This is a genomic window from Streptomyces sp. NBC_00872, from assembly GCF_045161915.1.
In the GTDB taxonomy this organism is placed as follows: Bacteria; Actinomycetota; Actinomycetes; order Streptomycetales; family Streptomycetaceae; genus Streptomyces.
Genome location: NZ_CP108806.1, coordinates 6159227 through 6185871, shown reverse-complemented (window position 1 = coordinate 6185871; position 26645 = coordinate 6159227). Strand labels below are relative to the sequence as shown.

Below are 26645 nucleotides of genomic sequence, written 5' to 3'. Positions count from 1 at the left end.
CGACCAGCCGGAAAGTGAAATCCCGGCCCCACCGCCGCCAGGAGCCGTTCAGTCGTCATCGCCGAGGACCGGTTCGGGGAGGGTTCCCGCGTTGTGCTCCAGCAGCCGCCAGCCGCGCGCGCCCTCGCCGAGGACCGACCAGCAGCAGTTGGAGAGCCCGCCGAGGCCCTCCCAGTGGTGCGCCTCCAGGCCCAGCAGTCGGCCGATCGTGGTACGGATCGTGCCGCCGTGGCTGACCACCACGAGAGTGCCGTCGTCGGGCAGTTTGTCGGCGTGCCGGAGCACCACGGGCGCGGCCCGGTCGGCGACCTCGGTCTCCAGCTCACCGCCGCCGCGCCGGACGGGCTCGCCGCGCTTCCACGCCGCGTACTGCTCCCCGAACCCGTCGACGATCTCCTCGTGGGTCAGCCCCTGCCAGGCGCCCGCGAAGGTCTCGCGGAGGCTCGCGTCGTACGAGACGTCCAGCCGGGTGATCGCGACCAGCTCGGCGGCCGTGGCGGCGGCCCGCTGAAGATCGGACGAGATGATCGCGTCCGGCTTCAGGGAGGCCAGCAGCCGGGCCGACCGCTGGGCCTGGGCGACACCGGCGGAGGTCAGCTCGATGTCCGTGGAGCCCTGGAAGCGGCGCTCCACATTCCACGCGGTCTGACCATGCCGCCACAGGACGATACGGCGGCCCCTGCCGCGCTTGCTGCCGTTCAGCGCAGCTCACCGTCCGTCTCGCCGGCCGATCCGGCGGACCCGGTGACTCCGGCGTGCTCCGCGGACTTGCCCCGGGTCTTGACGGCGTCCTCGGGCAGCTCCAGCTCGGGGCAGTCCTTCCACAGCCGCTCCAGGGCGTAGAAGACCCGCTCCTCGCTGTGCTGGACGTGCACGACGATGTCGACGTAGTCGAGCAGGATCCAGCGGGCGTCGCGGTCGCCCTCGCGACGCACCGGCTTGGCGCCCAACTCCTTCTGGAGCCGCTCCTCGATCTCGTCGACGATCGACTTGACCTGGCGGTCGTTGGGCGCGGAGGCGAGCACGAAGGCATCGGTGATCGACAGCACATCGCTGACGTCGTACGCGATGATGTCGTGTGCGAGCCGGTCCGCCGCCGCCTGGGCGGCTGCGTTGACAAGCTGGATGGAACGATCAGTAGCGGTCACAAGCAAGCTTCCGTCGACGGTCATGGAGACATCCAGGATCTCACGCCCCACCGTCCCCCGGCACAGCCATTCTCCGCGGCCCGGCCGGGGACCGGTCCGGGCCGTGCGCGAGGACGTCTCGCACACGGCCCGGACCCGTCGGTCTCCGGTCGGCCGGTCCCCTGGTTGACTAGTTGACCTTGTAGTCCTCGCCCAGGACCACCGAGACATCGGCGTTCGGGGCGGGGGTGCCCTTCTGTACCGCGGTCGTCGGGAGCCCCAGCGTCTTGGCCACCTCGACCGCCTGCGGCTTGTCCGCGTCGTCGCCGTAGCCGACCCGCGAGGCCGTCTGCGCGAGTCCGGTGCCGGCGTCCACGAAGCCGTAGCCGCCGTTGACCAGGGAGATCCGGGCGGACTCCGCCGCGTCCTGGTTCCCGCTCGCGTTCTTCACCCCGACCCGTACGGCCGCGCCCTGCTCCGGAGCGCTGACCGAGCCGCCCAGGACGTCCTTGACCACGGTGTCGGCGGTCTGCTCGCTGAGCGTGCCGTTCGCCTCGACGGGCAGCACCGTCGTGGTGTAGTCGCCCACCTTCGCGTGTTCGGCGAGCTTGGCGAGCGAGGCGCCCAGGTCCTTCTCGGGCAGCGACGGGTCGAGGATCTGCGCCAGTGTCTCCACGGTGATGGTGGCGGCCTGCGGATCGTCCGAGATCTTCCGCAGCACTCCCTGGAGCACCTGGCCGAACCGCTGGAGCTGCTTCGACTCCGGCTCGCCCGGCCCGCGGTAGGTCGCGTAGGCGACGGCCATCCGCCCGCTGAGCGTCTGGTTCTCGCCCTTCCTCACCACCGGCGCCTCGCCCTTCTTCGCGGCGGGCACCTCGGTGTCGGTGGTCAGATCGATGGTGCCGACCAGTTCGACGAGATTGTCCAGATAGGGGGTGTCCAGTCGCCAGGTGCCGGTGATCTCGGTGCCGAGCAGGATCCCGACGGCCTCACGGGTGCCGTCCGAGCCGTCCTCGTCGACCGACTTGCCGAGCGTGGTGGCCTCGCCGTCCTCGTTGGCGACGGAGAGGGAGTTGGGCAGCAGCAGGGTCGTGCCCCGGCCGGTCGTGGAGTTGTTGATCAGCAGGGCCGTGGACGTGCCCTTCTGCTTGGTGTTGTGCAGATGCACCACGATCACATCGCGCTTCTGCGGTCCCGTGGCCGTGCCCTGCTTCTCCTCCGTCGTGGACAGTCCGGGCAGCTTGCCCGCGTACCAGAGGTAGCCGACACCGCCGACGACCGCCAGGGCCAGTACGACGATCAGGGCCACCACACGGTTACGGCCCCGGCGCCGGGCCTCCTCACGGCGCTCGGAGCGGCTCTCGGTGAACTTGAGCCAGTCGATGACGTCTTCGGAGTCCTCGTCCGGCTCCTCGATGAAGGAGAACTGCTCGGTCCGGTAGTCACGGTCCTGAGTCCCCTGGGCCCCCTCGCCCCCCTGAGTCCCCTGGGCCCCCTGTGTCTCGGCGCGCCGCTGCTCGGGCACGGCGGGCTGGGCAGCCTGCTCGGACGCCCGCTCCTCCACCGTGGCGTCCATGGACTGCTGTTGCCGCGCGCCGTACTCCTGCTGCGGGGCGGTCGCGTGCTCCTGCTGCGAAACGTAATGCTGCTGCGCCGTCTGCTGCTGCGGGATGTTCCACTGCTGGGTGGCGTCGACCGCGACAGGGGGCTGCCGTCCCGTCTCGTACGCCTGCTGCTGCCCGGTGTCGTAGCCGTACCCGTCGTAGCCGTATCCCTGCTGCTGGGCGTAGGGGTCGTACTGCCCCTGGGCCGGCGGCTGCTGGGACTGCGGGGACGGCTGGGCGTACGGGTCGTATCCGTACGCCTGCTGCTGCTCCTGCTGCTGCGGTTGTTGCTGGTGCTGCTGCGCCTGCTGGTGCTGCTGCGCCTGTTGCTGCTCGTGCTGTTGCGGCTGCTGGTACACCGGCTGCCCGTATTCGTCGTACCCGACGAGCTGGGGCTGCGTGTAATACGGGTCGTACGGATCGTACGGCTGCTGCTGGTCGTTCACCGGTGTGCCCCTCTCCGTGGCTCAGTCGCTCATGCGCCGCGGTACAACTGCCGTTTGTCGATGTAGCGCACCACACCGTCGGGCACCAGGTACCAGACCGGATCGCCCTTCGCGACTCTCTCCCGGCAGTCGGTCGACGAGATCGCCAGCGCCGGAACCTCCACCAGGGACACCCCGCCCTTGGGCAGTCCGTCGGCCGACAGATCATGGCCCGGCCGTGTGACACCGATGAAATGGGCGAGCGAGAACAGCTCTTCGTGATCCCGCCAGCTCAGAATCTGGGAGAGCGCGTCGGCTCCGGTGATGAAGAAGAGATCCGCGTCGCCGTGGAGGGACCGAAGATCCCGCAGCGTGTCGATCGTATACGTCGGGCCACCGCGGTCGATGTCGCTGCGGCTGACCGAGAACTGCGGATTCGACGCCGTGGCGATGACCGTCATCAGATAACGGTCCTCCGCCGGGGAGACCGCGCGCTGGGTCTTCTGCCACGGCTGCCCGGTCGGCACGAACACCACCTCGTCGAGATGGAACAGGGCGGCCACTTCACTGGCCGCCACCAGGTGTCCGTGGTGGATCGGATCGAAGGTCCCGCCCATCACGCCGAGTCGGCGCCTGCCGCGGCTCACCGCGGGGCCGGATCCGGGACCGGTCACAAGGCCGGTTCCGGCGCCGGTGGACGCTTGCTGCTCTCCCATGCGTGCAGAGCCTACTGGCACCGGGTTACGAGCCGGGGTCAGCGGTCGCGGTTGAAGCGGGTGGTGATCCAGAGCAGCAGCAGCAGTCCGAACAGCGCGCCGCCGCCGATGAGGTACGGGTTGAGGCTTTCGTGGTTGCCGCCGTGTTCGGCGCCCTCGGCGAGCATGACCAGGTTGGCGGCGGTGCCGGTGAGGCTCATCTTCAACAGGCCCTATCGATCGTGTCGGAGCGGAGACTTCGCGCGCACATCGTATGCGGGGGCCCCGGGCACCCTCACGCCGACTCAGTCGTTGTGGTCGTTGTCGCGGTATCCGCGCAACAGGAACCAGGCGAGCAGGACGGCTCCGACCATGGAGGCGCCCAGCACGATCCGGAGCGTATCCCCCGGTCCCTGCTGATCGGCAGCCGCGGCGAGCAGTATGACGGTATCCGGCATGTCGGGTGTGCTCCTCGGTCTCTCCGGCCGGCGCCCGGGGCCCTTCCCCGGGAAACACACGGCCGCTGCCCCCCGTCACACGGTAGCCCCGGGCGCCTAGGCTGAGGCTGTCAGGGGGACGAGCTTGGACTCGGAGAGAACGGGGACATCCATGACCGAAGCCGAAGACAACCACGGGGACGCGCTCCACAAGAACGTGCCGAGCAGGCAGCGCAAGCGCTTCCCGGGCATCTCGTCGCGGGCGTACGAACACCCCGCGGACCGCTCGGCGCTGGTCGCCCTGCGCAAGCTCAGCGGATTCGACACGGTGTTCAAGGCGATGAGCGCGCTGCTGCCGGAGCGGAGCCTGCGGCTCCTCTTCCTCTCGGACTCCGTACGGGTCAGCGACGCGCAGTTCGCGCATCTGCACGCCATGCTGCGGGACGCCTGTTACATCCTGGACCTGGAGAAGGTCCCCGTGATGTATGTGGCGCAGGACCCCAAGCCGAACGCGATGTGCATCGGCCTGGACGAGCCGATCATCGTGGTCACCACCGGTCTGGTGGAGCTGCTCGACGAGGAGGAGATGCGGGCGGTCGTCGGCCATGAGGTGGGCCACGCCCTCTCCGGTCACTCCGTCTACCGCACGATCCTGCTGTTCCTGACCAATCTGGCGCTCAAGGTCGCCTGGATCCCGCTGGGCAATGTCGCGATCATGGCGATCGTGACGGCGCTGCGGGAGTGGTTCCGCAAGTCGGAGCTGTCCGCGGACCGGGCCGGTCTGCTGGTCGGGCAGGATGTACGGGCCTCGATGCGCGGTCTGATGAAGATCGCCGGTGGCAACCATCTGCACGAGATGAATGTGGACGCGTTCCTGGAGCAGGCCGCGGAGTACGAGGCGGGCGGCGATCTGCGTGACTCCGTGCTCAAGATCCTGAACGTGCTGCCGCGTACGCATCCCTTCACCACCGTGCGCGCCGCCGAGCTGAAGAAGTGGGCGGAGAGCCGTGACTTCCAGCGGATCATGGACGGTCACTATCCGCGCCGCGAGGAGGACAAGGACACGTCCGTCACGGACTCCTTCCGCGACTCCGCGGCGCATTACGCGGACACGGTCCGTGGGAGCAAGGACCCGCTGATGAAGCTGGTGGGCGATATCGCGGGCGGCGCGGGCGACCTCGGCGGCAAGCTGCGGGGCGTCTTCACGGGCGGGAACGGCGGCGGTACGGCCGGCGGAAACGGCTCCCGCGCCACGGACGGCACGGACGGCACCGACCCCGGCACCGGCCCGGGGGAGAAAAGCTAGGGCCTCTCGTTCGGATCTCGCCGGACTCGCGTGCCCTGGCGCCACGGACGGCCCCGGGGCACGCCGGTCCGTCCGCGACCGGCCGGTCGCCGGTCCGTCCGCGACCGCCGGACGGGCTGAAGGTCGGCCCGTCCGCGTATGAGGGCACAGCCGTCAGGCGCGCGGGCCCGGCCGCCCCGGACTGGGCCGCCCCGGACTGGGCCGCCCCGGACTGGGCCGCCCCGGACTGGGCCGCCCGGGACTGGGCTGCGCCGTCGGGCTCGGCTGGGCCGTACGGGCCAGGGTGCCGCACAGCGCCGTATCGGCCGGGCCCGTCGAGTACGGGTCCGTACCGGCCGGGTCGTCGGGTTTCGCCCGCTCACCGGCCAGCAGGGGCCGCAGAGTCGTCGGCGGCTGGGCCGAGCAGGCCTGCGGGCCCGCCAGGACCTCGCTGCTCAGCACCTGCGTACGGCGTTTGATCAGATCCTCCACGTCGAACCGGAAGCGCATCTCGCGCCGGACGGTGAACAGCGACGCGTCCTGTACGGGCCGATCGCTCGGCTGCTCGGCGGACGCGGCCGGTCGCAGCGCGTACACGAAGACATGGTCCGAGGTGATCTCCAGCATCCCGGTCGAGCTCTGCTCGTACCGCAGGGTGCCGCGCGCCCGCACAGCGCCGACCGAGGCCACCTTCGCCGGGTCGAACCGTACGAGCCAGCCCGCCGGGGCGTGCCGCCCGTCGTCGGCCGGGGCGGAGAAACTGCGGTCGAACTGGTCGAACTGGTCGGGTTCCAGCAGCACCCGCACCGGCCGCACGGTATGGCCCGTGAGGACGTCCGGATCCATCGAGGACGCCACGAGATAGTCCTTGACGGTGGTCAGCGCGGCCATCACCTGGCCCTGCGAGAAGTCGCCGGTCTCCCGGGCCGGGGGCAGCGCGATCCCGGCCGGGCCCTCCTGGAACTGCGCCGCCGGGCTGTGCTCGAAGAGATCCTCCGGGCTGCCGCCCGGCACCGGCTCCCTCGGGGCCAGCGGAACGACCGCCATCCGCAACTGCGCCGCGGTACCGCCGATCGGGGGATGGTACGGATTGCGCAGACCCAGATACACCGCCGTACCGAAGGCGAGCACGATCACCAGGAAGAGCAGCAGCACACGTCTGGGGCCGTTCCTGAACGGGTGTCTCGACCGTCTCTTCGGCGGGGGCGGCGGGACCCGCCGTACGGCGTGGGCGTGGTCCTTCATCCGCTCCTTGGCCGAAGCCTCACGGAGGCGGGCAGCGCGGATGAACGATTCGTCGAAGTCGACGGACCCGTACTCGTCGTCACCTCCGCCCGGGAGCCCCTCAGGTCCCCCTTCGGGTGGGTCTCCGCGCCCTGCCATACCTTCAGGGTAGGTCGGCGGGGGCGATCGTAAACGCTCGGACAACCGCCGAGTACCGTTACGGCGCCGTTCCGCCATTCGGGCGAAAACCCGGGATTCCAAGGGACTTTCGACGCGATTCCCGCGAGGTGCAGCGCGAAGGCCTGCGCGGGATTCACGCCTGGCCCGCCCGTGGTTCAGGGGGAGCGCGGAACCGCGGAGAGCAGCGGCCCCGTGGGGACCGCGGAGGCCGCGGGACGGACCGGCCCCGGCTTGTCGATCCCGGTCGTGGCGGGCTGCGGCACCTGGCTGTCACGGCTGCTGGAGGCGCCGCGGTAGACGGCGGTGAACGCGAGCGCGACCATCCCGATGCCCATCAGCAGCGCGAGCAGCCAGGCGACCGGGCGGTGCCAGCGGGCGCTGCCGCGGTACGGGCGCAGAGCGCCGCCATGGCGTCCGTACGGGCCCAGGACCGCGTCCGGGTCGTCGGGGTCGTAGTCGCCGTCGTAGGGGTACTCGGGGCCGTATGCGCCGTCCCGGCCGTACAGCTCCTCGTAGAGCTCGTCCTCGGGTGGTCCGCCGCCGGCCCGTGCCCGTGCCGCCTCCGCCTCAGCGCGCGCCTGCGCGGCGGCCAGCAGCCGCTCCACGGCGGAGGGTTCATGGACGGTGGCCGACCGGACGAAGTCCTCGTCGAACACCACGGAGGCGAACTCCTCGTCCGCTCCTCCGCGGTCGTCGTCGGGCTCCCAGCCGTCCGGGAACGGCCTGCCCCCCACGTCGTCCGGCACCTCTTCAGAGTAGACCTGAGCGGTCGTTTTGGGCAGGCGGAGTCCGAACTCTCCCGACTTCGTTCACGGCGCCGCCCCCCGGAGCGCAAGTGGGCGCGGGGCCGGGCGCGCGCGGGGCACCCGCCGGTGGCCGCCCCGTGCCCGGCCACCGGAACCCGGTGTCCGGCTACCGGATATGACCGTCGCCGATGACGATGTACTTCGTCGACGTCAGCTCCGGCAGCCCCATCGGGCCGCGCGCGTGCAGCTTCTGCGTGGAGATCCCGATCTCGGCGCCGAAGCCGAACTGTCCGCCGTCCGTGAACCGCGTGGACGCGTTCACCGCGACCGTCGTGGAATCGACCAACTGGGTGAATCGCCGGGCCGCCGCCTGCGAGGTGGTGACGATCGCCTCCGTATGGCCGGACGACCAGAGCCGGATGTGGGCGACGGCCGCGTCCAGCGAGTCCACCACGGCGGCGGCGATGTCGTACGAGAGGTACTCGGTCTCCCAGTCCTCCGCGGTGGCCGCCACGACCTCCGCCTTCGACCCCTCCGCGTACGCGAGCACCCGCTCGTCGGCGTGGACCGTGACCCCGGCGTCGGCGAGCGCGTCCAGCGCGCGCGGCAGGAACACCGCCGCGATGTCCTGGTGGACCAGCAGCGTCTCGGCGGCGTTGCAGACACTGGGCCGCTGCGCCTTGGAGTTGATCAGGATCTCGACGGCCATGTCGAGATCGGTCTGCGCGTCCACATACACATGGCAGTTGCCGGTGCCGGTCTCGATGACGGGCACGCTGGACCCCTCGACGACCGTACGGATCAGGGAGGCGCCACCGCGCGGGATCAGTACGTCGACCAGGCCGCGCGCCCGCATCAGCTCCTGTACGGACTCCCGGCCCTCGCCCGGTACGAGCTGGACGGCGTCCGCGGGCAGTCCCGCCCCGCCGACGGCGTCGCGCAGCACCCGGACGAGCGCGGTGTTGGAGGAGAGCGCCGAGGACGAGCCCCGCAGCAGCACGGCGTTGCCGGACTTCAGACAGAGGGCGGCGGCGTCCACGGTGACATTGGGGCGTGCCTCGTAGATGATCCCGACCACGCCGAGCGGCACCCGCACCTGGCGCAGATCGATGCCGTTCGGCAGCGTCGAACCGCGGACGATCTCACCGACCGGATCGGGCAGCGCCGCCACGTCCCGTACGTCCGCGGCGATGGCCCGTACCCGCTCGGGGGTCAGGGTGAGCCGGTCGATGACCGCCTCGCTGGTCCCCGCCTCCCGGGCGCGGGCCACGTCCTCGGCGTTGGCCGTGACGATCTCGTGCGTACGGACCTCCAGCGCGTCCGCGATCGCCAGCAGTGCGTCGTCCTTCACCGCGCGCGGCAGCGGCGCGAGGTCGCCGGCCGCGGCACGGGACCGGTAGGCGGCCCTGGCGACCGGGGAGAGGTTGTCGTACGGCGAGAGCGAGGTCATGCCCGCAGGGTAGTGCGCCTCCTGCGGGCATTCCGCACGTATTCCGTACTCCGAGACGCTTCCGAACGGATGCCGGAACGCGTGGCCGTGCCCGGCACATATTCGAGCCTGAAGGAACATGACCGGATGTGATCAAACGTGATCGGACACACATCGGAGCATCAACGCGTCCCGTCAACGCGTCCCATCAGCGCATCCCGCCGACGCGTCCCGTCAACGCGTCCCGTCACCATGCCGGAAGCCGGAAGCGCGTCAGAAGGGATGGACGCCCACCGGGGCCGCCGGGGGCGGACCGTACCCCTCGGCGATCCGCTGGTGGTACGTCTCCCGGTCGATGACCTCAAGGCCCACGATCTCCCACGGCGGCAGCTTCGCGCTCGACCGGTGCTCTCCCCAGAGCCGCAGGGCCACCGCGGCGGCGTCGTGCAGGTCTCTGGCCTCTTCCCAGTAGCGGATCTCCGCGTGGTCGTTCGCGTACCGGCTCGTGAGCAGAAATGGATGGTCGTGGGCCAGCTGTTCCAAGCCACGCCGGACCTCCGTCAGCGGGGTTTCGGCGCCCGAGACGCTCAGCGTGATGTGCCACAGCTTCGACACCGCCCGGCCCTCCCGGCGCGCGTCCGTTCTCGATACGGCCTCCCGCTGTCGCTCCTCGTCGAAGTCTTCCCCCGCTTCGACGCTGGTCAGGGCCCGTTCTTCCGCCTTGGTCCTGCGGGCATGGGCGCTGCCCCCGGTCCCTCGGGGCGCCGCCCCCGGGCGCGCTCGTCTCACCAGCGGCCTCCTGTTGCTGCGTCGTCGTGCTGTTCCCCGCCTGATACCCCTGAGACAAAGTTGACCAGTCCCGGGCGGGGCATGGGGTGGTTTTGGTAAAGGTCCCTGTTCAAAGGCAGGAGTTTCAGCCGTTTCAGGGGCGCGGTCAGGGACGCAGAATGACCAGATCGTCTCTGTGTACGACCTCGCGCTCGTAGGCGGGGCCCAGTTCGCGGGCCAGCTCCCTGGTGGAGCGGCCGAGCAGCTGGGGGATCTCCTTGGCGTCGAAGTTGACCAGCCCGCGAGCGACGGCGCGGCCCTCGGTGTCGCGGAGCTCGACCGGGTCCCCGGCGCTGAACTCGCCCTCCACGGCGGCGATCCCGGCGGGCAGCAGCGAGGTGCGCCGCTGGACGACGGCCCGTACGGCGCCGTCGTCGAGGGTGAGCGCGCCCTGCGGGGTGGACGCGTGCGCGAGCCAGAGCAGCCGGCCCGTGGAGCGGCGTCCGGTGCGGTGGAAGTACGTACCGGTGTCGCGGCCCGCGAGCCCGTCGGCGGCGTGGCTGGCGGAGGTCAGCACCACCGGGACTCCGGCCGCGGTGGCGATCGCGGCGGCCTCGACCTTGGTGACCATGCCGCCGGTGCCCAGACCCGCCTTGCCCGCGCTGCCGAGGGAGACTCCCGCCAGATCCGCGGGACCGCGCACCTCGGCGATCCTGGAGGTGCCCGGTCTGCTGGGGTCGCCGTCGTACAGCCCGTCGACGTCCGAGAGCAGCACGAGCAGATCGGCGCGGACGAGATGGGCGACAAGGGCGGCCAGCCGGTCGTTGTCGCCGAACCGGATCTCGTCCGTGGCGACCGTGTCGTTCTCGTTGACGACGGGCACGGCGCCCATGCCGAGCAACTGGTCGAGTGTGCGGTAGGCGTTGCGGTAGTGGGCCCGGCGGCTGGTGTCGTCCGTGGTGAGGAGCACCTGTCCGACCCGTACGCCGTAGCGGGCGAAGGACGCGGTGTAACGGGCGACCAGCAGCCCCTGTCCGACACTGGCCGCGGCCTGCTGGCGGGCCAGGTCCCGGGGGCGGCGGATCAGTCCGAGCGGTGCGAGCCCGGCGGCGATGGCACCGCTGGAGACCAGCACGATCTCCTTCTCGCCGCCGCTTCTGACCTGGGCGAGCACATCGACGAGGGCGTCCACCCGGTCGGCGTCGAGCCCTCCCGAGGCGGTGGTGAGCGAGGAGGAGCCGACCTTGACGACGATTCTGCGGGCCTGCGCCACCACCTCGGCCCGCCCGGCCGGCTCGGGCGGCTCGGGCCCGTCGCCGCGGACAAGGCTGTCGCCCCGGTCAAGGCTGTCGCCACGGACAAGGCTGTCGCCCCGGACAGGACCGTCGGCCGGCTCCGGCCGATCCACCGGATCCGGCCCCTGCGCCCGCGCCCGGCGCTCCACCGGCTCCGGCCGCCCCGCCGCGTCCCGTTCTCCCGCCGCGTCCTGCCGTGCCGTTGCCACGTGCTCTGCCTCTGCTCTCACTGCGCTTCTCATCGCACCGCACCGCGCTTCTTCGCCGCGCTCGGCGCGCTTGCCGTCGGAGGCTCACGGTCGGGGAGCCCCCCGACCGGTCAGCGTACGCGGGCGGCGCCCGGCGACGGCTTGCCTTTTCAGTGGGTGGGACGGCATCTGCGCACCCGCCCCACCCACATAATCCGGGCTCTCGCACAACCGGACGAGGGTGACAGCAGTCTGTCAAGTGAGACAACGACGGGGAAACATCGCGCTCCGGTCAAGGTTAGGCTAGCGGTCGGCAGCGCCCCCTCGCTTCACCGGCGGCGGCGCCCCTTCCCCCCGTGTAGCACGCCGGGCAATCACACACGAGATGGGCCACCAGTAAATGGCAGTAAAAGTGAGCGTCGTCATTCCGGTTTACAACCCGGGTAAGTACATCGATCCGTGCATCGATTCGCTGCTGGCCCAGACGCTGCCGGCGGCCGATTTCGAGGTGCTGTTCGTCAACGACGGTTCAACGGACGACACTCCCGGCCGGCTCGACAAGCTGGCGGAGGAGCACCCGCACTTCCGGGTGATCCACATCCCCAATTCCGGCTGGCCCGGGAAGCCCAGGAACATCGGCGTGTCCGAGGCGAAGGGCGAGTACGTCCAGTTCGTCGACCAGGACGACCACATGGCCTCCGACGCCCTGCGACGGATGTACGAGATGGGCCGGCGCAACGGCTCCGACATCGTGATCGGCAAAGTCGCGTCCAACTTCCGCGGTGTTCCGCACGGCGTGTTCCGGACAAACCGCGAGAAGTGCGATCTGACCGACGCCCCGCTCTACGACAGCCTCACCCCGCACAAGATGTTCCGTACGGAGTTCCTCCGCGAGAACGGCATCGCCTACCCCGAGGGCAAGCGCCGCCTTGAGGACCAGCTCTACATGATGCAGTCGTATTTCCCCGCGAAGGTCGTGTCGATCCTGGGGAATTACACCTGCTACTACTACTCGAAGCGGGACGACGGCCAGAACGCCGGATCGGCCAAGCTCGTACCGTCCGGCTACTACGGCAACCTCCGCGAGATCCTCCAGGTCGTCGTCGACAACACCGAACCGGGTGAATTCCGGGACCGGTTGCTGCGCCGCTTCTACCGGGTCGAGATGCTCGGCCGGCTGAGCGAGCCGGGTGTGCTCAAGTTCACTCCCGAGTATCTCGACGAGATGGTCGATGTCATCCGCCCGCTCGCCGAGGACTTCATGACCGACGGCGTGCACGAGGGGCTCGGCTCGGTGACCCGGCTGCGCTCCACCCTGCTGCGCGCCGACGACCGCGAGGGGCTGATGAAGATCGCCCGTTTCGCCTCCTCGGTCAAGGGCGCCGCCCGTCTTGAGGACTTCGAGTGGGAGTCCGACGACAGGATCGCGCTCTCGCTGACGGGCCGGCTGGTCCATGGCGAGGACAAGGAACCGCTGCGTCTGATCCGCCGTGACAACCGGTACTTCCTGCACCCGGAGATCACCGAGGGACTGCTGCCCGCCGGTGAACTCCTCGATGTCACCTCCGACATGAACGACTTCAAGGGCGAACTGTCCCTGCGCAACCGCGAGACCGCCGTGGAGTGGCCGTGCCCCGTCGACTTCTCGGCCGAGGTCGAGAAGCTGGACGGCGACAGCTACGAGGTCGTGCTGCGCGGCCGGGGCCATGTCACCAGCGAGGCGGTCAAGGGACGCGGCCGGGTCTCCCGCGGCTTCTGGGACGTCTGGGTGCCGCTGCGCGGCCTCGGGCTCGTACGGAAGGCACGGCTCGGCGCCGACCGCGCCCCGCGGGTGGACGCCAAGTGCCTGCCCGCGGTGCTCGGTTCACCCGCCCGCCCGGTCATTCCGTACTTCACCGACCCGCACGGCAATCTCACCCTTGATGTCGCGGGCCGCGCCAAGAAGCTGGCCGTGTATCTCGCGGACCGGCCGGTACGGCGGATGCCCGGCGCCGGACGGCCCGAGCTGCGCCTCGATGTGTTCACCGGCACCAAGTCCGGCTCCCGGGCCGCCGAGTTGATCGTGACCGCCGCGGACGGCACCAGCCGTACCGTCCCCACCACCCTGCGCCCCGACCACGGCCGGGCGCATCTCGCGGTGCCCGCGCGCGTGGCGGATCTGCCCGAGGGCACGGCGCGGCTCTCTGCCCGGCTGGACGGTCCGAAGGGACCCGAACTGCCGCTCTGCGAGGTGCCCGTGGCCGCCGGCGGCCGGATCAGGCTCGACCGCAGCGATGTGGCCGTCGTCGACCCCGCACTCGTACGGGTGGTCACGGTACGGCGCCGCAGGGCGGCCCTGCGGCGGATGCTCCGCTCGGCGGGCGGGCCGATCGTACGGCGGCTGCCCTCCTCGACGCGCAAGAAGGTGCGCCGCCTCGCGGCCCGCTTCTGACCTGACGGCGGGGCGCCTTCCGCCGTCTCCCCCGAACACCACGCACCGTGCGAACAGCACGCACCACGCGACAAGAACAAGGACGTGATCACATGCGGCAGCTCTCCGTCAAAGGCGCCTGGGTACAGGAACCGAAGGTCTTCCCGGACAGCCGTGGCAGCTTCCACGAGTGGTTCAAGGCCTCCGACTTCACCGGTTCGACCGGCCATTCGCTGCGACTCGCGCAGGCCAACTGCTCGGTGTCCAGCCGCGGCACGCTGCGCGGTGTCCACTTCGCCGATGTGCCCCCCGGCCAGGCCAAGTATGTGAAGTGCGTGCGCGGCGCGGTGCTCGACGTCATCGTGGACATCCGGGTGGGCTCTCCCACGTACCGGCAGTGGGAAGCCGTACGGCTGGACGATGTGGACCATGACGCGGTCTATCTCTCGGAGGGGCTCGGCCACGCGTTCATGGCGCTGACGGACGACGCGACCGTCGTCTACCTCTGCTCCGAGGGATACGCCCCCGGGCGCGAGCACGGCATCAGTCCGCTGGATCCGGAACTCGGTATCGAGTGGCCCCAGGACATCACCCCGCTGCTCTCCGACAAGGACGCGTCGGCCCCGACCCTCGCGGAGGCCGAGGCCCAGGGTCTGCTGCCGTCGTACGAGGAGTGCCAGGCGTACTACGCCGAAATGGCCGCCCGCGGCTGACCCCATGCCCGGCTGAATGCCCGGCAGACCCCATGCCCGGCTGGCTCCATTCCCATATACAGAAGGGGCCCGAGCGATCCAGGATCGCTCGGGCCCCTTCCTATGCCCTATGGCCTATGCCCTATGGCCGCTGTTCCGGCCGCGGACGCTCCGCGTCAGCCGGTGATCGTCTCGATCTGCTTGCGCAGCGGCGCGAACGCCGACCGGGGACGCCGCAGATTGCGGGCACGCGACAGGCCCTGCCAGAAACCGGCCCCGAGCAGCGCCTCGGGCCGTACCGCGTTCTTGCGGACCAGCACCTCGTCGGGCACGTTCTGCGGATCCGGTACGACGTACTCCTCGATGATCTTGTCGTACTTGTCCTTGAGCACCGTGCTCTCGGGGTTGGCACCGAAGATGGCCACCACCCCGGTCGGCTCGGTGTCGACATCGACGACCAGCAGATCGGGGCGGAACCGCCGCAGCACCTGGGCGACCTTGTAGACGTCGCCCGCCCAGAACTTGGTGTGCCGGTCGCGCGCCGCCTCGTCGACATCGCGCGGCAGCATGTCGTCCAGGACGATCACGCTGGACCAGCGGGAGTGCTTCTCCACGTTCATGAAGTCGCGCAGCGCGTACTCGAAGAGGTGCATGCCGTCGATGAACGACAGCTCCAGCTTCGGGTCGCCGCCGAAGAGATTGACCGGGTCCCGGCGGGCCAGCGCCCGGAACGGGTTGCGGCCGTTGCGCAGATGGATCAGAGGATCCTTGCGGGCGAAGAAGTCATCACTGGTGGCCTTGACCAGATGGACATCGCAGCTGATGTCCGTGACAACCCGGAACGCCGGGTCGACAGCCACCGACGGTACCCGGGACAGTGCCAGGCTGCGCCCGTCATTGACCCCGATTTCCAGATAGGTGCGGGGTTTGTACACACGGTGCAGCTGGCGCAGGAAGCCGTGGCGATCCACGTAAGGGGCCCTTCACTGAGAATCAAAAACTGGGGATTGATTCTCAGTGAACTTAGTGGGCACGGACGTTGTACGTAAACATCTACTGGTCAGTAACACCCGATTGGCGCTCTGCTGTGACCAAGGCGGGAAACGCCTCGGCGAGTGCCTCGCGCCACTCCCTGATGGGTTCGATCCCGGCCCGCTTCCACCGCTCATGTCCCAGCACGCTGTACGCGGGCCGGGGCGCGGGCCGTACGAAGGCCTCGCTGGTCGTCGGACGGACCCGCTCCGGGTCCGCGCCGAGCAGCCGGAAGATCTCCCGGGTGAAGCCGAACCAGCTCGTCTCACCGCCGCTGGTGCCGTGGTAGACCCCCGGTTCGGCCGCCCCTTCGAGCGCCGCCCCGCCGAGCCGCACCAGCAGGTCCGCGAGATCGCCGGTCCAGGTCGGCTGGCCGCGCTGGTCGTCCACCACGTCCAGGGTGTCCTTGACGGACTCCAGCTTGATCATCGTGCGGACGAAGTTCCCGCCGCCCGCCCCGTACAGCCATGCCGTACGGACCACGTAGCCGGTCTCCGGCAGGGTGTCGAGCACCGCGCGCTCACCGGCCAGCTTGGTACGCCCGTAGGCACTGCGCGGGCCGGTGGGGTCGTACTCCCCGTACGGAGTGCCGCCGTCCCCGGCGAAGACATAGTCCGTGGAGACCTGGATCAGTACGGCGCCCGACGCGGCGCAGGCCTCGGCGAGGACCCGGGGCCCGGTGCCGTTGACCGCCAGCGCCTCGGCCTCCCTGGCCTCGGCGTCGTCCACGGCCGTCCAGGCCGCGCAGTTGACCACCACGGCCGGTGCGTGTGTCTCCAGCGCCGCGCGCACCGCGGCGGGGTCGGTGATGTCCAGCGCGGTACGGTCCAGACCCACCGCGCGCTCCCCCGCCCCGACGAGCCGGGCAAGCAGATCCTGACCCAGCATTCCGCCGCCGCCGGTGACGAGCCAGCTGCCGCTCACAGCGCCGCACGTCCCTTCAGCGGCTCCCACCAGGCGCGGTTGTCGCGGTACCACGCCACGGTCTCCGCGAGGCCCGCGGCGAAGTCCTTGCGGGGCGCGTACCCCAGCTCCGTACGGATCTTGGCGCAGTCGACGCTGTAACGGCGGTCGTGGCCCTTGCGGTCGGTGACGTACTCGACGCTGGTGTCCCAGTCGGCCCCGCAGGCTTCCAGCAGCAGCCCGGTCAGCTCCTTGTTGGAGAGCTCCGTGCCGCCGCCGATGTTGTAGACCTCGCCGGCCCGGCCCTTCGTACGGACCAGCTCGATGCCCTGGACATGGTCGTCGATGTGCAGCCAGTCACGGACGTTGCCGCCGTCGCCGTACAGCGGGACCTTCTTGCCGTCCAGCAGATTGGTGATGAAGAGCGGGATGACCTTCTCGGGGAAGTGGTGGTGCCCGTAGTTGTTGGAGCAGCGGGTCACCCGCACATCGAGGCCATGGGTGCGGTGGTACGACAGGGCGATCAGATCACTGGACGCCTTGGCCGAGGAGTAGGGCGAGTTGGGCTCCAGCGGATGGGTCTCCGGCCAGGAGCCCTCGTCGATCGAGCCGTAGACCTCGTCGGTGGAGATGTGCACGAAGGTCTTCACACCCGCGCGGTGCGCCGCGTCGATCAGGGTGTGGGTGCCGACCACATTCGTACGGACGAACTCGGCGCCGCCGTCGATGGAGCGGTCCACATGCGACTCGGCGGCGAAGTGCACCACCTGGTCGTGCTCGGCCATCAGCTTGGCGACCAGCTCGGCGTCGCAGATGTCGCCCTGGACGAAGGCGAATCCGGGATGGTCGCGGACCTCGTCGAGGTTGGCCGGGTTGCCCGCGTAGGTGAGCTTGTCGAGCACCGTCAGCTCGACATCGCCGGGGCCCTGGGGCCCGAGCACCGTACGGACGTAGTGCGAGCCGATGAAACCGGCACCGCCGGTCACGAGAATCCTGTCGGTCATGAAGAGATCTGCACCTTGCTGTGGTCACCGAGGACGAGTCGGTGGGCGGACGGGTTGCGGGGAGCGGGGGTGATCTCGACATCGCGGCCGATCAGCGACGCCTCCACCCGGCGCACACCGGTGAGGGAGGAGCCCCGCAGGACGATGGAGTACTCGATCTCGCTGTCCTCGATCCGGCAGCCCTCGGAGACCGAGGTGAAGGGACCGATATAGGCGTCGCTGATCACCGTGCCCGCGCCGATGATCGCGGGACCCACGATCCGGCTGCGGGTGACGCGCGCGCCCTCCTCGATCCTGACCCGCCCTATGATCTCCGTCGCCTCGTCGACCGATCCGTCGCGGCACGGCTCGACGGTCTCCAGCACCGAGCGGTTGACCTCCAGCATGTCGGAGACATTGCCGGTGTCCTTCCAGTACCCGGAGATGGTCGTGGAGCGGACGTCACGGTCCTGGTCGATCAGCCACTGGATGGCGTGGGTGATCTCCAGCTCACCGCGCCAGGAGGGCTCGATGGAGCGCACGGCCTCATGGACGGCCGGGGTGAACAGATAGACACCGACGAGCGCGAGATCGCTCTTGGGCTTCTCCGGCTTCTCCTCCAGGGCCACCACCCGGCCCTCGGAGTCGAGTTCGGCCACACCGAAGGAGGTCGGGTTGGGGACCTTGGTCAGCAGGATCTGCGCGTCGGGCCGCTCCTCGCGGAAGCCGTCGACCAGTCCGGTGATGCCGCCGACGATGAAGTTGTCACCGAGGTACATCACGAAGTCGTCGTCACCGAGGAAGTCACGGGCGATGAGGACGGCGTGCGCCAGTCCGAGCGGCGCGTCCTGCTGGAGGTAGGTGACCTTTATCCCGAACCTGGAGCCGTCGCCGACCGCTTCGCGGATCTCCTCGGCGGTGTCGCCGACGATGACACCGACCTCGGTGATGCCCGCCTCCGCGATCGCCTCCAGGCCGTAGAAGAGCACCGGCTTGTTGGCCACGGGCACGAGCTGTTTCGCGGAGGTGTGGGTGATGGGGCGCAGACGGGTGCCCGCCCCGCCGGACAGTACGAGAGCCTTCACGATCCCTATCCCATGCTGAGATTTCCGATGCTGTCCGGGCGTCGCCCGACAGCATGATTTTACCTACGATTTCCGGCACGGCCCGCCGCCGGACACCTTGACCGGATACTTCGGGCCACAGGGGCGCGTAGATATGCGCCCCTTCGCCATATGCGCGCGTCTGTATGTGCGGGCGCCCTCAGGACGACGACAGCGCGTACCGGATCCGCAAGCGCGTACGGACCTGCCGCGCCACGCGGATCAGCAGTGACTTGCGCCGGCGCGTGACCCTGGGCGCCTCGATGCGCTCCAGCCCCGGTCTGCCCACCCAGTCGGGCACGGTGACCTCGTACGAGGTGTCCTTGAGGCCGGTGGAACGGTCCCCGAAGTGCGGGAAGGCGAGATACGGCGTACGGGAGCGGCCCCTGCGGACCACCTCGGGCCTGGTCTCGGCCCTGATGAAGTCGAGCATGTCCCGGAGCAGATCGAGCCGCCCCAGGGCGACACACTCCAGCCGCAGCCGCTCGGCGACCTTGATGCGTGCGGCCACCTCGGGGGTCCAGTAGCGGGCCATCAGCGGTGCGGCCAGTTCCAGCTTGTGCCGCTGGATCTCCTCCGGCTGCTTCAGGAGTCCGTGCGCGAACTGCTGGATCAGCCCGACCGTGAAAGGCCTGACCATCATCCGGTCGCGCTTGGGGCCGGCCGGCACCAGCTCGGCGATGAGCGCCATGAGGGCGCCCGTGGCCTCGAACCGCAGCGTGTAGCTCCCGCTCTTGGTCACATGCTTGCCGTCGTCGCGGCCGACGAGGTAGTAGCAGGTGTAGTCGGAGATCACCGAGACGCCCTTGCCCCGGATGTACGCCTCCATCGTGAAGAGGGCGTCCTCCCCGGTCCTTAACTTCTCGTCGAACCGCAGCCCGAGCCGTTCGAGCAGCTCGCGCCGGAAGAGCTTCTGCGCGCTCAGCGTGAAGATCACCTGTGAGCTGTAGATGTCCACGCGATCGGCCGTGCGGGTCCACATCGAGCCGGGAGCGCCCCGGTTCACGCCCACGATCCTGCCGAGCACCACATCGGTGCCGGCCCGGTCCGCCATGGTCACCATGCGCTCCAGCGCTTCCTCGCCGAAGTAGTCGTCGGCGTCGAGGAAGAAGACATAACGCCCTCTGGCCAGCTCCAGACCGACATTGCGCGGCCCGCTGGGACCGCCCGAATTTGCCTGTCGGACCACCCTGGTCGAGATGGCGGTCCGTGCTGCGAATTCCTCCAGATACTCCCCCGTGCCGTCGGTCGAACCGTCGTCGACCGCGACGATCTCGATTCGATCGGCACCCAATGTCTGGGCCTCCACCGATTCCAGACAGCGAACCAGATAAGGCATCGCCTCATATGCCCCGACGATCACACTTACGTCGGGAACTGATTTGTCGTTCATCAAAAATCAAGACAATCGGCATCGGATGTTGGTTGTCTTGTCACGATCTCCAGTATCCGTGATACGCATCACAGTTGGCGTTCGCCGCGCCGGGGCAGCGCTCAACTCCCTTACGGAAAAGGCCCGGCAGCGCGTCCGAAGACACCCTGCCGGGCCCGGAGAACCCGTACCGCCGCCGAAGACCCGGGGGCTCAGCCCCGTACCGGCGAGTCCAGATCGTTGCTCTCGGGGGCCGAGTCGTCCGGCGCCGCGGCCTCCTCCGGCCCGGCCAGACGCTGCTCCACCCCCACGTTGCGCGCCTGCGCCTTCGCCGCCAGCGTCCGCGCCGCCGCGTTGAACTGCTCGATCGACGACGGCTCGTCGGGACCCAGCAGATACCGCTTGAGCTCACGGCGGTCGGCCGCCAGCCGGTCCGCGGCCGGATCGGTCACCGCGTCGAGCAACTGGTCCAGTTCCCTGGCGCTGTTGGAGAGGATCACGGCGGCCCGTACGGCGGTGTTCTGCCGCTTGAACTCCTCCGCGCCCAGGCCCGCCGAATCGGTGACCGCGTACGGCTTGCCGCTGGCGATGAAGTCCGAGACCACGCTGGAGATGTCCGAGACCATCGCGTCCGACTCGTTGAAGCAGTCGTACAGCCGCGGCTCGGCGCCGGCGATGACCCGGTGCTCCCACCAGCCGAAGGAGCGCCAGTACGCGGTGTTCCACTCGTCCCGCAGCAGGGTCAGCTCCGCCTGCCGCGCCGGATCGGCCTTGGCGTCGCGTGACTCCTCCGCCTCGTCCCGGCTCGAGTCCGCCACTCCGGACAGCTCGGTCAGCCGTGCCTCGATACGGGCCAGCTCGGCCCGCGCCGCGTCCCGCCCGGTACGGAGCGCCGCGCTCTGCTCGGCCCAGCGGGGATCGGTGGCACGCTCGGCGGCGGCCTTCTCCACCAGCGCGACGATCCGCTCGTGCACGGCCTTCGCCTTGGCGCTGCGCGTACCGGTGAAGGGGTGCGGCTTGTAGAGCACCCTGACCGGCCGCTCGGCCCCCAGCAGCCGCTTGACGATGTTCTCGCCGGCCAGCAGCAGCGAGGTGTTGCCGGGGCTGTCGTCCCAGCCCTCCCAGGTGGGGGCGTAGAGCACGGTCGGGACGGGGTTGCGCGTGGAGCCGCTCGCCGGCTCGATCGGGGCGAGCTGCGGACGGCCCACCTCGACGATGTCCTCGTCGCGCACCCCGACATCGGCCAGCGCGTAGCGGTCGCGCCCGGCCCGGCCCGCGGTCCACACCTCGTCGTACGCCTTGCTGAACGGATTGACGCTGGCGAGCTTGTCGCTGTCGCCGTGCCCGATGAAGACATGCCGCATGGTCGGGACGCGCAGCATATGGATGTTCTTGCCGACGTTGGCCGCGTACAGCGCGACCCGTACGGTCGACAGATCCAGATTCATCAGATGCACGCCGCCGGGCACACAGAGCACCGGCACGGCCGTCGGGCCGAGCTGCTGCGCTATCACCCGCTCGCGCAGGACGATCAGCGGCCGTCCTTCGAGCTGGTCCATCGTCTCCAGCCACATGTTGACCTGGTACGCGGACTCCTTGGAGCCGGAGAAGTAGAGCATCACGGTCGGCCGGTAGTCGGCCAGCCAGCCGTCCACCGCCTTCAGCACCTTCTCGGCGGACGGTACGAGCCGGCTCGGGCGCAGATACGGCAGCAGGGCCGCGACATAGCCGACGGCGAGGAGCAGCGAGAGGCCGAGGCCGGCGTAGCCGTAGACGTTCTCCCGGGTCTCCAGGGTGAGCAGCACGCCCACCATGGCGAAGACATCGAGGTGGAGCATCTTCTCGGCGGAGCGGTTGAGCAGCCACGGCGGCGGGGCGTCCGGGATCCGGATGGCGCCGAGGTCGATGTTGCGGGTGACCACGGGCAGCCTGCGGCGCAGTCTGAGCAGGGTGACGATCGCGCCGTGCGGTGCCTGGAGCCCGTAGAACACCAGCACCGCGACCACGGTCACATAGAAGATCCGGTCCTCACCGAGTCCGGAGCGCGCGACCAGCAGCACCAGCAGCATCTGCCGGATCAGAAAGCGGATCGACAGACCGGCGCGGACCTTGGCCAGCCGGTTCACCAGATAGCTGCCGCGCTGGTGCAGGAAGGTGTCCGCGAGATAGGTCACAGCGGCCGCCGCCGCGAAGAACCAGAAGTGCGGAATTATCGCGGCGAGCATGACGCACGGGAAAGAGATTCCCAGAAGTAGTGCGGCTGCCAGCTCTGATCCGCTGCCCACCCGGGCCACGCGAATGGCTGTCGAAATCACGGAAAACCTGCTCCAGACCGTGCCTGCTGTTGACCTTGCAAGGGAATTGTGAAGACGGGGCTTGACGAACTCGGGCCTCCGTGATTCGCGCGTCGGCGACCACAGAGGCCCAAATCAGAGATTGTCAGGAATTATTACACATCTTCCTGACGATCCAGTACGGCGGCGAGCGCCTGCTCGAAGTCGGAGGCCTCGGAGGCACCACGGGTCGGGTCCTGCTGGCGTACGTCGATGACATGGCCGGTCAGCTCGGAGAGCAGCACATCGAGCGAGGTCCTGGCGACCGCCTCGGAGGAGAGCAGCGAACCCTCGGGCTCCTGGCCGAACGCCTTGGTGCGCATCGGGGTGGCCGTGCGCTCGGGATTCACGCAATTGACCCGGATTCCGTCGCCCGCCCATTCGTCGGAGAGGGCCTGGGTGAGATTCACCATGGCCGCCTTCGTGGATGAGTACAGGCTGTACTCGGCACGGCCCCGCGTGTAACTGCTGGAGGTGTAGAGCAGAAGCTGGCCCTTGGTCTCGGCCAGGTATTTGTACGAGGCGCGGGCGATCTGCACCGGCGCGAGATAGTTGACGTTCAGCGCTTCCTGGATGGTGGTGTTGTCCGTCTCGGCCAGCTTGCCGATGCGCAGCACACCCGCGGTGTTGATCACGTAGTCGATACGGCCGGTCTCGCCGTAGGCGCGCGAGAGCGCGTCGTCGACATGCTCCGGGTTCTCGACATGCGTACCGGTCGTGGAGCGCCCCAGCGCGTACACCGTGGCTCCGAAGCTCTCGGCGAGCTGGGCGATGTCCGCGCCGATCCCGTACGACCCGCCGAAGACGACCAGGGTCTTGCCGGCCAGCAGCTCGCGGTAGGAGTCGTCGGAGGACTGCTGGGGGGCGGCGGAGGAGGCCAGCTGGAAGAGCTTGTCGGCGATGAACACATCGACCGGCTGGGTCACCTTCATATTGAACTCGTCGCCCGCCACGACATGGATCGGCACATCCGGCAGATACCTCAGCACCACCGAACAGTCGTCGGTCGCCTGGAAGTTGGGGTCGCCCGCGGCGATCTCGTACGCCCTGCGGATGGTGGAGAGCTTGAACGCCTGCGGGGTCTGGCCGCGCCGCAGCCGGGACCGGTCGGGCACGTCCGTGATGAACTCGCCGTCCTCGCCGTGCGTACGGGTCACGATGATCGTGTCCGCCGACGGGATCGCCACATCCACCGCCTGGTAGCGCTCCAGCGCGTCCACACAGTCCTTGATCACATGCTGGGACAGCAGCGGGCGCACGGCGTCGTGGAAGAGGACATTGCGGTCCTCGCCCTCCGCGAGGCCCTCACCGAGGACCTCGATGGCACGCTCGGTGGTCTCGTTCCGGGTCGCGCCGCCCTCGATGATCCTGCTGACCTTGGCCAGTCCGGCCTTCGCGACGATCTTCTCCACATCGGGCACATAGCCCGGGGCCATCAACACGATCACATCGTCGATCGAGTCGCTCCGCTCGAAGACCGACAGTGTGTGCTCGATGACCGCCTTCCCCGCGATCTTCAGCAGCTGCTTCGGGATCGACAGTCCCACGCGCTGACCGGTGCCGCCCGCCAGGACGACGGCGGTGGTACGGGGCTTCGCGAGCGGGGCGGGAGTTGCAGACACAGAACTGACCTACCTTGCGGGCTCAGAGGATGAGGCGATGGTCCCACCCGCGGCAATCCTCTTGCAAGGTGGACCACAGCCCTGCGACATCGGTACGCAACCCCTGATTCACCTGGGAACACTAGTACACCCGTGGGTCGGGGCCAGAAGCCGGACGTGAAGGACACCACACAAGTTTCACGTCGGAGCGGGGGACGTCCCAGATGAGCGTACAGACCGCGACACGGCGGTCACCGACCGCGACGCCGCGCCGGTGGACGGTGCCACGGCAGGTGACGGACGGGGAGGACAGGACAGACGGACGGACGGCAAGGACGACGGAGGGGCGGCGAGGACGACGGAGGGGCGGCCACGGCGGAACGCCATGACCGCCCCCGGCAGGGCCTGGGCCTCTCGTTACGACTGACCCTGGAAGGGCTCGAACGTGTCGTACTCCCGCTGCGCCTCGTCCCGCTCCACGTCCCGGTCCCTGCGCCGCTGCGCGGCCGGGCGCGGCGCCTCCAGACGGTGGTCCTCGCCACGGCGGCCGAGCATCTCCGCACCCGCCATCATCGTCGGCTCCCAGTCGAAGACGACCGCGTCGTCCTCGGCCCCGATGGCCACCCCGTCGCCCGCGCGCGCGCCGGCCTTCATCAGCGCGTCCTCGACACCGAGGCGGCTGAGCCGGTCCGCGAGATAGCCGACGGCCTCGTCGTTGCTGAAGTCGGTCTGGCGCACCCAGCGTTCGGGCTTCTCGCCGCGCACCCGGTAGATCCCGTCGTCCTCCAGGGTGACGGTGAACCCGGCGTCGTCGACGGCCTTCGGACGGATGACGATCCGGGTCGCCTCCTCCTTCGGCCGGTCGGCACGGGCCTTGGCGACGATCTCGGCGAGCGCGAACGACAGTTCCCTGAGCCCCGTACGGGCCACGGCCGACGCCTCGAAGACGCGGTAGCCGCGCCGTTCGAGATCGGGCCGGATCATCTCGGCGAGGTCCTGGCCGTCCGGGATGTCGATCTTGTTGAGGACGACGACCCGGGGCCGGTCGCCCAGACCGCCGTACTGCTTCAGCTCCTCCTCGATGACATCGAGGTCGGTGACCGGGTCGCGGTCGGACTCCAGCGTGGCCGTGTCCAGCACATGCACGAGCACCGAGCAGCGCTCGACATGGCGCAGGAACTCCAGCCCCAGACCGCGGCCCTGGCTGGCGCCGGGGATCAGTCCGGGCACGTCCGCGATGGTGTAGACGGTCGAACCCGCCGTGACCACGCCCAGGTTGGGCACCAGGGTGGTGAACGGGTAGTCCGCGATCTTCGGCTTGGCGGCCGAGAGTACGGAGATCAGCGAGGACTTGCCGGCGCTCGGATAGCCCACGAGCGCCACATCGGCGACGGTCTTGAGCTCCAGCACGACATCACCGGCGTCGCCCGGCTCGCCGAGCAGCGCGAAGCCGGGGGCCTTGCGGCGGGCCGAGGCCAGCGCGGCGTTGCCGAGACCGCCACGGCCGCCCTCGGCGGCCACATAGGTGGTGCCCTGTCCGACCAGATCGGCGAGTACGGTGCCGTGCTTGTCGAGGACGACCGTGCCGTCGGGCACCGGCAGGACCAGGTCCTGGCCGTCCTTGCCCGAACGGTTGCCGCCCTCGCCGGGCTTGCCGTTGGTGGCCTTGCGGTGCGGCGAGTGGTGATAGTCGAGCAGAGTCGTCACGGACTGTTCGACGACGAGGATGACATCGCCCCCGCGTCCGCCGTTGCCGCCGTCGGGTCCGCCCAGCGGCTTGAACTTCTCACGGTGTACGGAGGCGCAGCCGTGGCCCCCGCTACCCGCGGCGACATGCAGCTCGACGCGGTCCACGAAGGTGGTCATGGGGTTGCCTCCAGTACATACGGAAATGTCTTCTCTTGAACACGCGAAGGGCGGACCCGCTTCCCGGCCGGGAAGTAAGTCCGCCCTCGCGAGGAAACCGCTCTACGGGTGCCGGATCACTCGGCGACCGGAACGATGTTCACGACGTTGCGGCCACGGCTGGTGCCGAACTGCACCGCGCCGGCGTTCAGCGCGAACAGCGTGTCGTCACCGCCACGGCCGACGCCGGAGCCCGGGTGGAAGTGGGTGCCGCGCTGGCGGACGAGGATCTCACCGGCGTTGACGACCTGACCGCCGAAGCGCTTCACGCCGAGCCGCTGAGCATTCGAGTCGCGCCCGTTCCGAGTGGACGATGCGCCCTTCTTGTGTGCCATCTCTCCTCAGTCCCTTAGTTCGCAGCCGCGGGGATACCGGTGACCTTGATCGCCGTGTACTGCTGACGGTGACCCTGGCGACGGCGGTAGCCGGTCTTGTTCTTGTAGCGAAGGATGTCGATCTTCGCGCCCTTGTGGTGGTCCACGACCTCGGCCGTGACCTTGATGCCGTCCAGCACCCACGGGTCGCTGGTCACGGCATCGCCGTCGACCACGAGCAGGGTCCTGAGCTCCACTGTGTCGCCGACCTTGGCGGTGGAAATCTTGTCAACCTCAACGATGTCACCGACAGCAACCTTGTGCTGACGGCCACCGCTGCGCACGATGGCGTACACGCGGATCTCACTCTCGCTCGGAACGGAACTCCTGATGCCAGCCGCCCGCACGGGCCGGGGCCCGTGCCGATCCTGACAGGACGAGCGGCCTCCCCCGGAAGCCGGGAGGTAGGTGCTCAGGAGTGGGCGCGCATTGGAACACGCCGAAGGTTTAGAGTACGGGCCCCTTGTCCAGGGGGTCAAACCAGGTCCCCATCGCCGGACGGGCCGGTTGTTCCGGCCCGTCCGGCGATGAAGG

General features: G+C 69.3%; 24 protein-coding genes. 3 read left to right on the top strand and 21 right to left on the bottom strand.

The genetic code is table 11. From position 1 onward, the window contains the following. Positions 1-48: 48 nt before the first annotated feature. The 6 genes from OG214_RS26500 to OG214_RS26475 form a co-directional block, all read right to left on the bottom strand. On the bottom strand, positions 49-702 hold the full coding sequence (locus tag OG214_RS26500) for a histidine phosphatase family protein (protein WP_363085547.1): 654 nt from the start codon (positions 700-702) through the stop codon (positions 49-51). Further along, entirely contained in the window at positions 699-1148 is a 450-nt protein-coding gene (gene rsfS, locus OG214_RS26495) for a ribosome silencing factor (RefSeq protein WP_363085546.1), read from the bottom strand. The genes OG214_RS26500 and rsfS overlap by 4 nt, the downstream gene beginning before the upstream one ends. 169 nt (positions 1149-1317) lie before the next feature. Next, entirely contained in the window at positions 1318-3177 is a 1860-nt protein-coding gene (locus OG214_RS26490; protein ID WP_405986160.1) for a LytR C-terminal domain-containing protein, read from the bottom strand. A 29-nt stretch (positions 3178-3206) separates the two neighbouring features. Next, complete coding sequence (gene nadD, locus OG214_RS26485; protein ID WP_363085544.1) at positions 3207-3872, bottom strand: nicotinate-nucleotide adenylyltransferase; 666 nt, start codon at positions 3870-3872, stop codon at positions 3207-3209. Between the two features lie 38 nt (positions 3873-3910). Then, on the bottom strand, positions 3911-4072 hold the full coding sequence (locus OG214_RS26480) for a hypothetical protein (protein ID WP_169922600.1): 162 nt from the start codon (positions 4070-4072) through the stop codon (positions 3911-3913). Positions 4073-4156: 84 nt separating this feature from the next. Continuing rightward, positions 4157-4309 (bottom strand): hypothetical protein, encoded by a 153-nt coding sequence (locus OG214_RS26475; RefSeq protein WP_363085543.1) that lies wholly within the window; start codon positions 4307-4309, stop codon positions 4157-4159. Between the two features lie 151 nt (positions 4310-4460). On the opposite strand from OG214_RS26475, the gene OG214_RS26470 reads away from it, so the two are divergent. Further along, a complete protein-coding gene (locus tag OG214_RS26470) occupies positions 4461-5594 on the top strand; it encodes a M48 family metallopeptidase (RefSeq protein ID WP_405986159.1) in 1134 nt (377 codons plus the stop codon). A gap of 153 nt (positions 5595-5747) precedes the next feature. Here OG214_RS26470 and OG214_RS26465 read toward each other — a convergent pair whose 3' ends face one another. The 5 genes from OG214_RS26465 to proB all read right to left on the bottom strand — a co-directional run bounded on the left by OG214_RS26465 (position 5748) and on the right by proB (position 11193). Further along, positions 5748-6956, bottom strand: coding sequence for a hypothetical protein (locus OG214_RS26465; protein ID WP_405986158.1), 1209 nt, complete (start codon positions 6954-6956; stop codon positions 5748-5750). Between the two features lie 176 nt (positions 6957-7132). Continuing rightward, positions 7133-7723 carry a hypothetical protein gene (locus tag OG214_RS26460; protein WP_363082188.1) on the bottom strand — a complete coding sequence of 197 codons (591 nt, stop codon included), beginning with the start codon at positions 7721-7723 and terminating at the stop codon, positions 7133-7135. A gap of 166 nt (positions 7724-7889) precedes the next feature. Then, a complete protein-coding gene (locus OG214_RS26455; RefSeq protein ID WP_363082189.1) occupies positions 7890-9173 on the bottom strand; it encodes a glutamate-5-semialdehyde dehydrogenase in 1284 nt (427 codons plus the stop codon). 252 nt (positions 9174-9425) lie between these two features. Then, entirely contained in the window at positions 9426-9941 is a 516-nt protein-coding gene (locus OG214_RS26450) for a hypothetical protein (RefSeq protein ID WP_363082190.1), read from the bottom strand. A gap of 145 nt (positions 9942-10086) precedes the next feature. Next, the gene (proB, locus tag OG214_RS26445; protein ID WP_363082202.1) at positions 10087-11193 is read right to left on the bottom strand and encodes a glutamate 5-kinase; all 1107 of its coding nucleotides are present in this window, start codon (positions 11191-11193) and stop codon (positions 10087-10089) included. Between the two features lie 610 nt (positions 11194-11803). On the opposite strand from proB, the gene OG214_RS26440 reads away from it, so the two are divergent. Beyond that, on the top strand, positions 11804-13834 hold the full coding sequence (locus tag OG214_RS26440) for a glycosyltransferase family 2 protein (protein ID WP_405986157.1): 2031 nt from the start codon (positions 11804-11806) through the stop codon (positions 13832-13834). Between the two features lie 92 nt (positions 13835-13926). Next, complete coding sequence (gene rfbC / locus OG214_RS26435) at positions 13927-14526, top strand: dTDP-4-dehydrorhamnose 3,5-epimerase (RefSeq protein ID WP_363082192.1); 600 nt, start codon at positions 13927-13929, stop codon at positions 14524-14526. A gap of 155 nt (positions 14527-14681) precedes the next feature. Here the strand turns inward: rfbC and OG214_RS26430 are convergent, their stop codons facing one another. From OG214_RS26430 to rplU, 10 genes are all read right to left on the bottom strand, one after another. After that, on the bottom strand, positions 14682-15476 hold the full coding sequence (locus tag OG214_RS26430; RefSeq protein ID WP_363082193.1) for a class I SAM-dependent methyltransferase: 795 nt from the start codon (positions 15474-15476) through the stop codon (positions 14682-14684). A gap of 82 nt (positions 15477-15558) precedes the next feature. Next, positions 15559-16461 (bottom strand): dTDP-4-dehydrorhamnose reductase, encoded by a 903-nt coding sequence (gene rfbD, locus OG214_RS26425; protein ID WP_405986156.1) that lies wholly within the window; start codon positions 16459-16461, stop codon positions 15559-15561. Then, positions 16458-17444: a dTDP-glucose 4,6-dehydratase gene (rfbB, locus tag OG214_RS26420; protein ID WP_363082195.1), complete on the bottom strand. Its 987-nt coding sequence runs from the start codon at positions 17442-17444 to the stop codon at positions 16458-16460. The genes rfbD and rfbB overlap by 4 nt, the downstream gene beginning before the upstream one ends. After that, positions 17441-18508 (bottom strand): glucose-1-phosphate thymidylyltransferase, encoded by a 1068-nt coding sequence (locus OG214_RS26415; RefSeq protein ID WP_363082196.1) that lies wholly within the window; start codon positions 18506-18508, stop codon positions 17441-17443. The genes rfbB and OG214_RS26415 overlap by 4 nt, the downstream gene beginning before the upstream one ends. A 178-nt stretch (positions 18509-18686) precedes the next feature. Beyond that, positions 18687-19919 carry a glycosyltransferase family 2 protein gene (locus tag OG214_RS26410; RefSeq protein WP_405986155.1) on the bottom strand — a complete coding sequence of 411 codons (1233 nt, stop codon included), beginning with the start codon at positions 19917-19919 and terminating at the stop codon, positions 18687-18689. A 191-nt stretch (positions 19920-20110) separates the two neighbouring features. Then, a complete protein-coding gene (locus OG214_RS26405) occupies positions 20111-22213 on the bottom strand; it encodes a hypothetical protein (protein WP_405986154.1) in 2103 nt (700 codons plus the stop codon). Positions 22214-22347: 134 nt separating this feature from the next. Continuing rightward, positions 22348-23853, bottom strand: coding sequence for an SDR family NAD(P)-dependent oxidoreductase (locus OG214_RS26400; RefSeq protein WP_382864558.1), 1506 nt, complete (start codon positions 23851-23853; stop codon positions 22348-22350). A gap of 396 nt (positions 23854-24249) precedes the next feature. Next, positions 24250-25698 (bottom strand): GTPase ObgE, encoded by a 1449-nt coding sequence (obgE, locus tag OG214_RS26395; RefSeq protein WP_363082200.1) that lies wholly within the window; start codon positions 25696-25698, stop codon positions 24250-24252. Between the two features lie 116 nt (positions 25699-25814). Beyond that, on the bottom strand, positions 25815-26072 hold the full coding sequence (gene rpmA / locus OG214_RS26390; RefSeq protein ID WP_093604510.1) for a 50S ribosomal protein L27: 258 nt from the start codon (positions 26070-26072) through the stop codon (positions 25815-25817). A 14-nt stretch (positions 26073-26086) separates the two neighbouring features. Further along, on the bottom strand, positions 26087-26407 hold the full coding sequence (gene rplU, locus OG214_RS26385) for a 50S ribosomal protein L21 (RefSeq protein WP_363082201.1): 321 nt from the start codon (positions 26405-26407) through the stop codon (positions 26087-26089). Between the last annotated feature and the right edge of the window lie 238 nt (positions 26408-26645).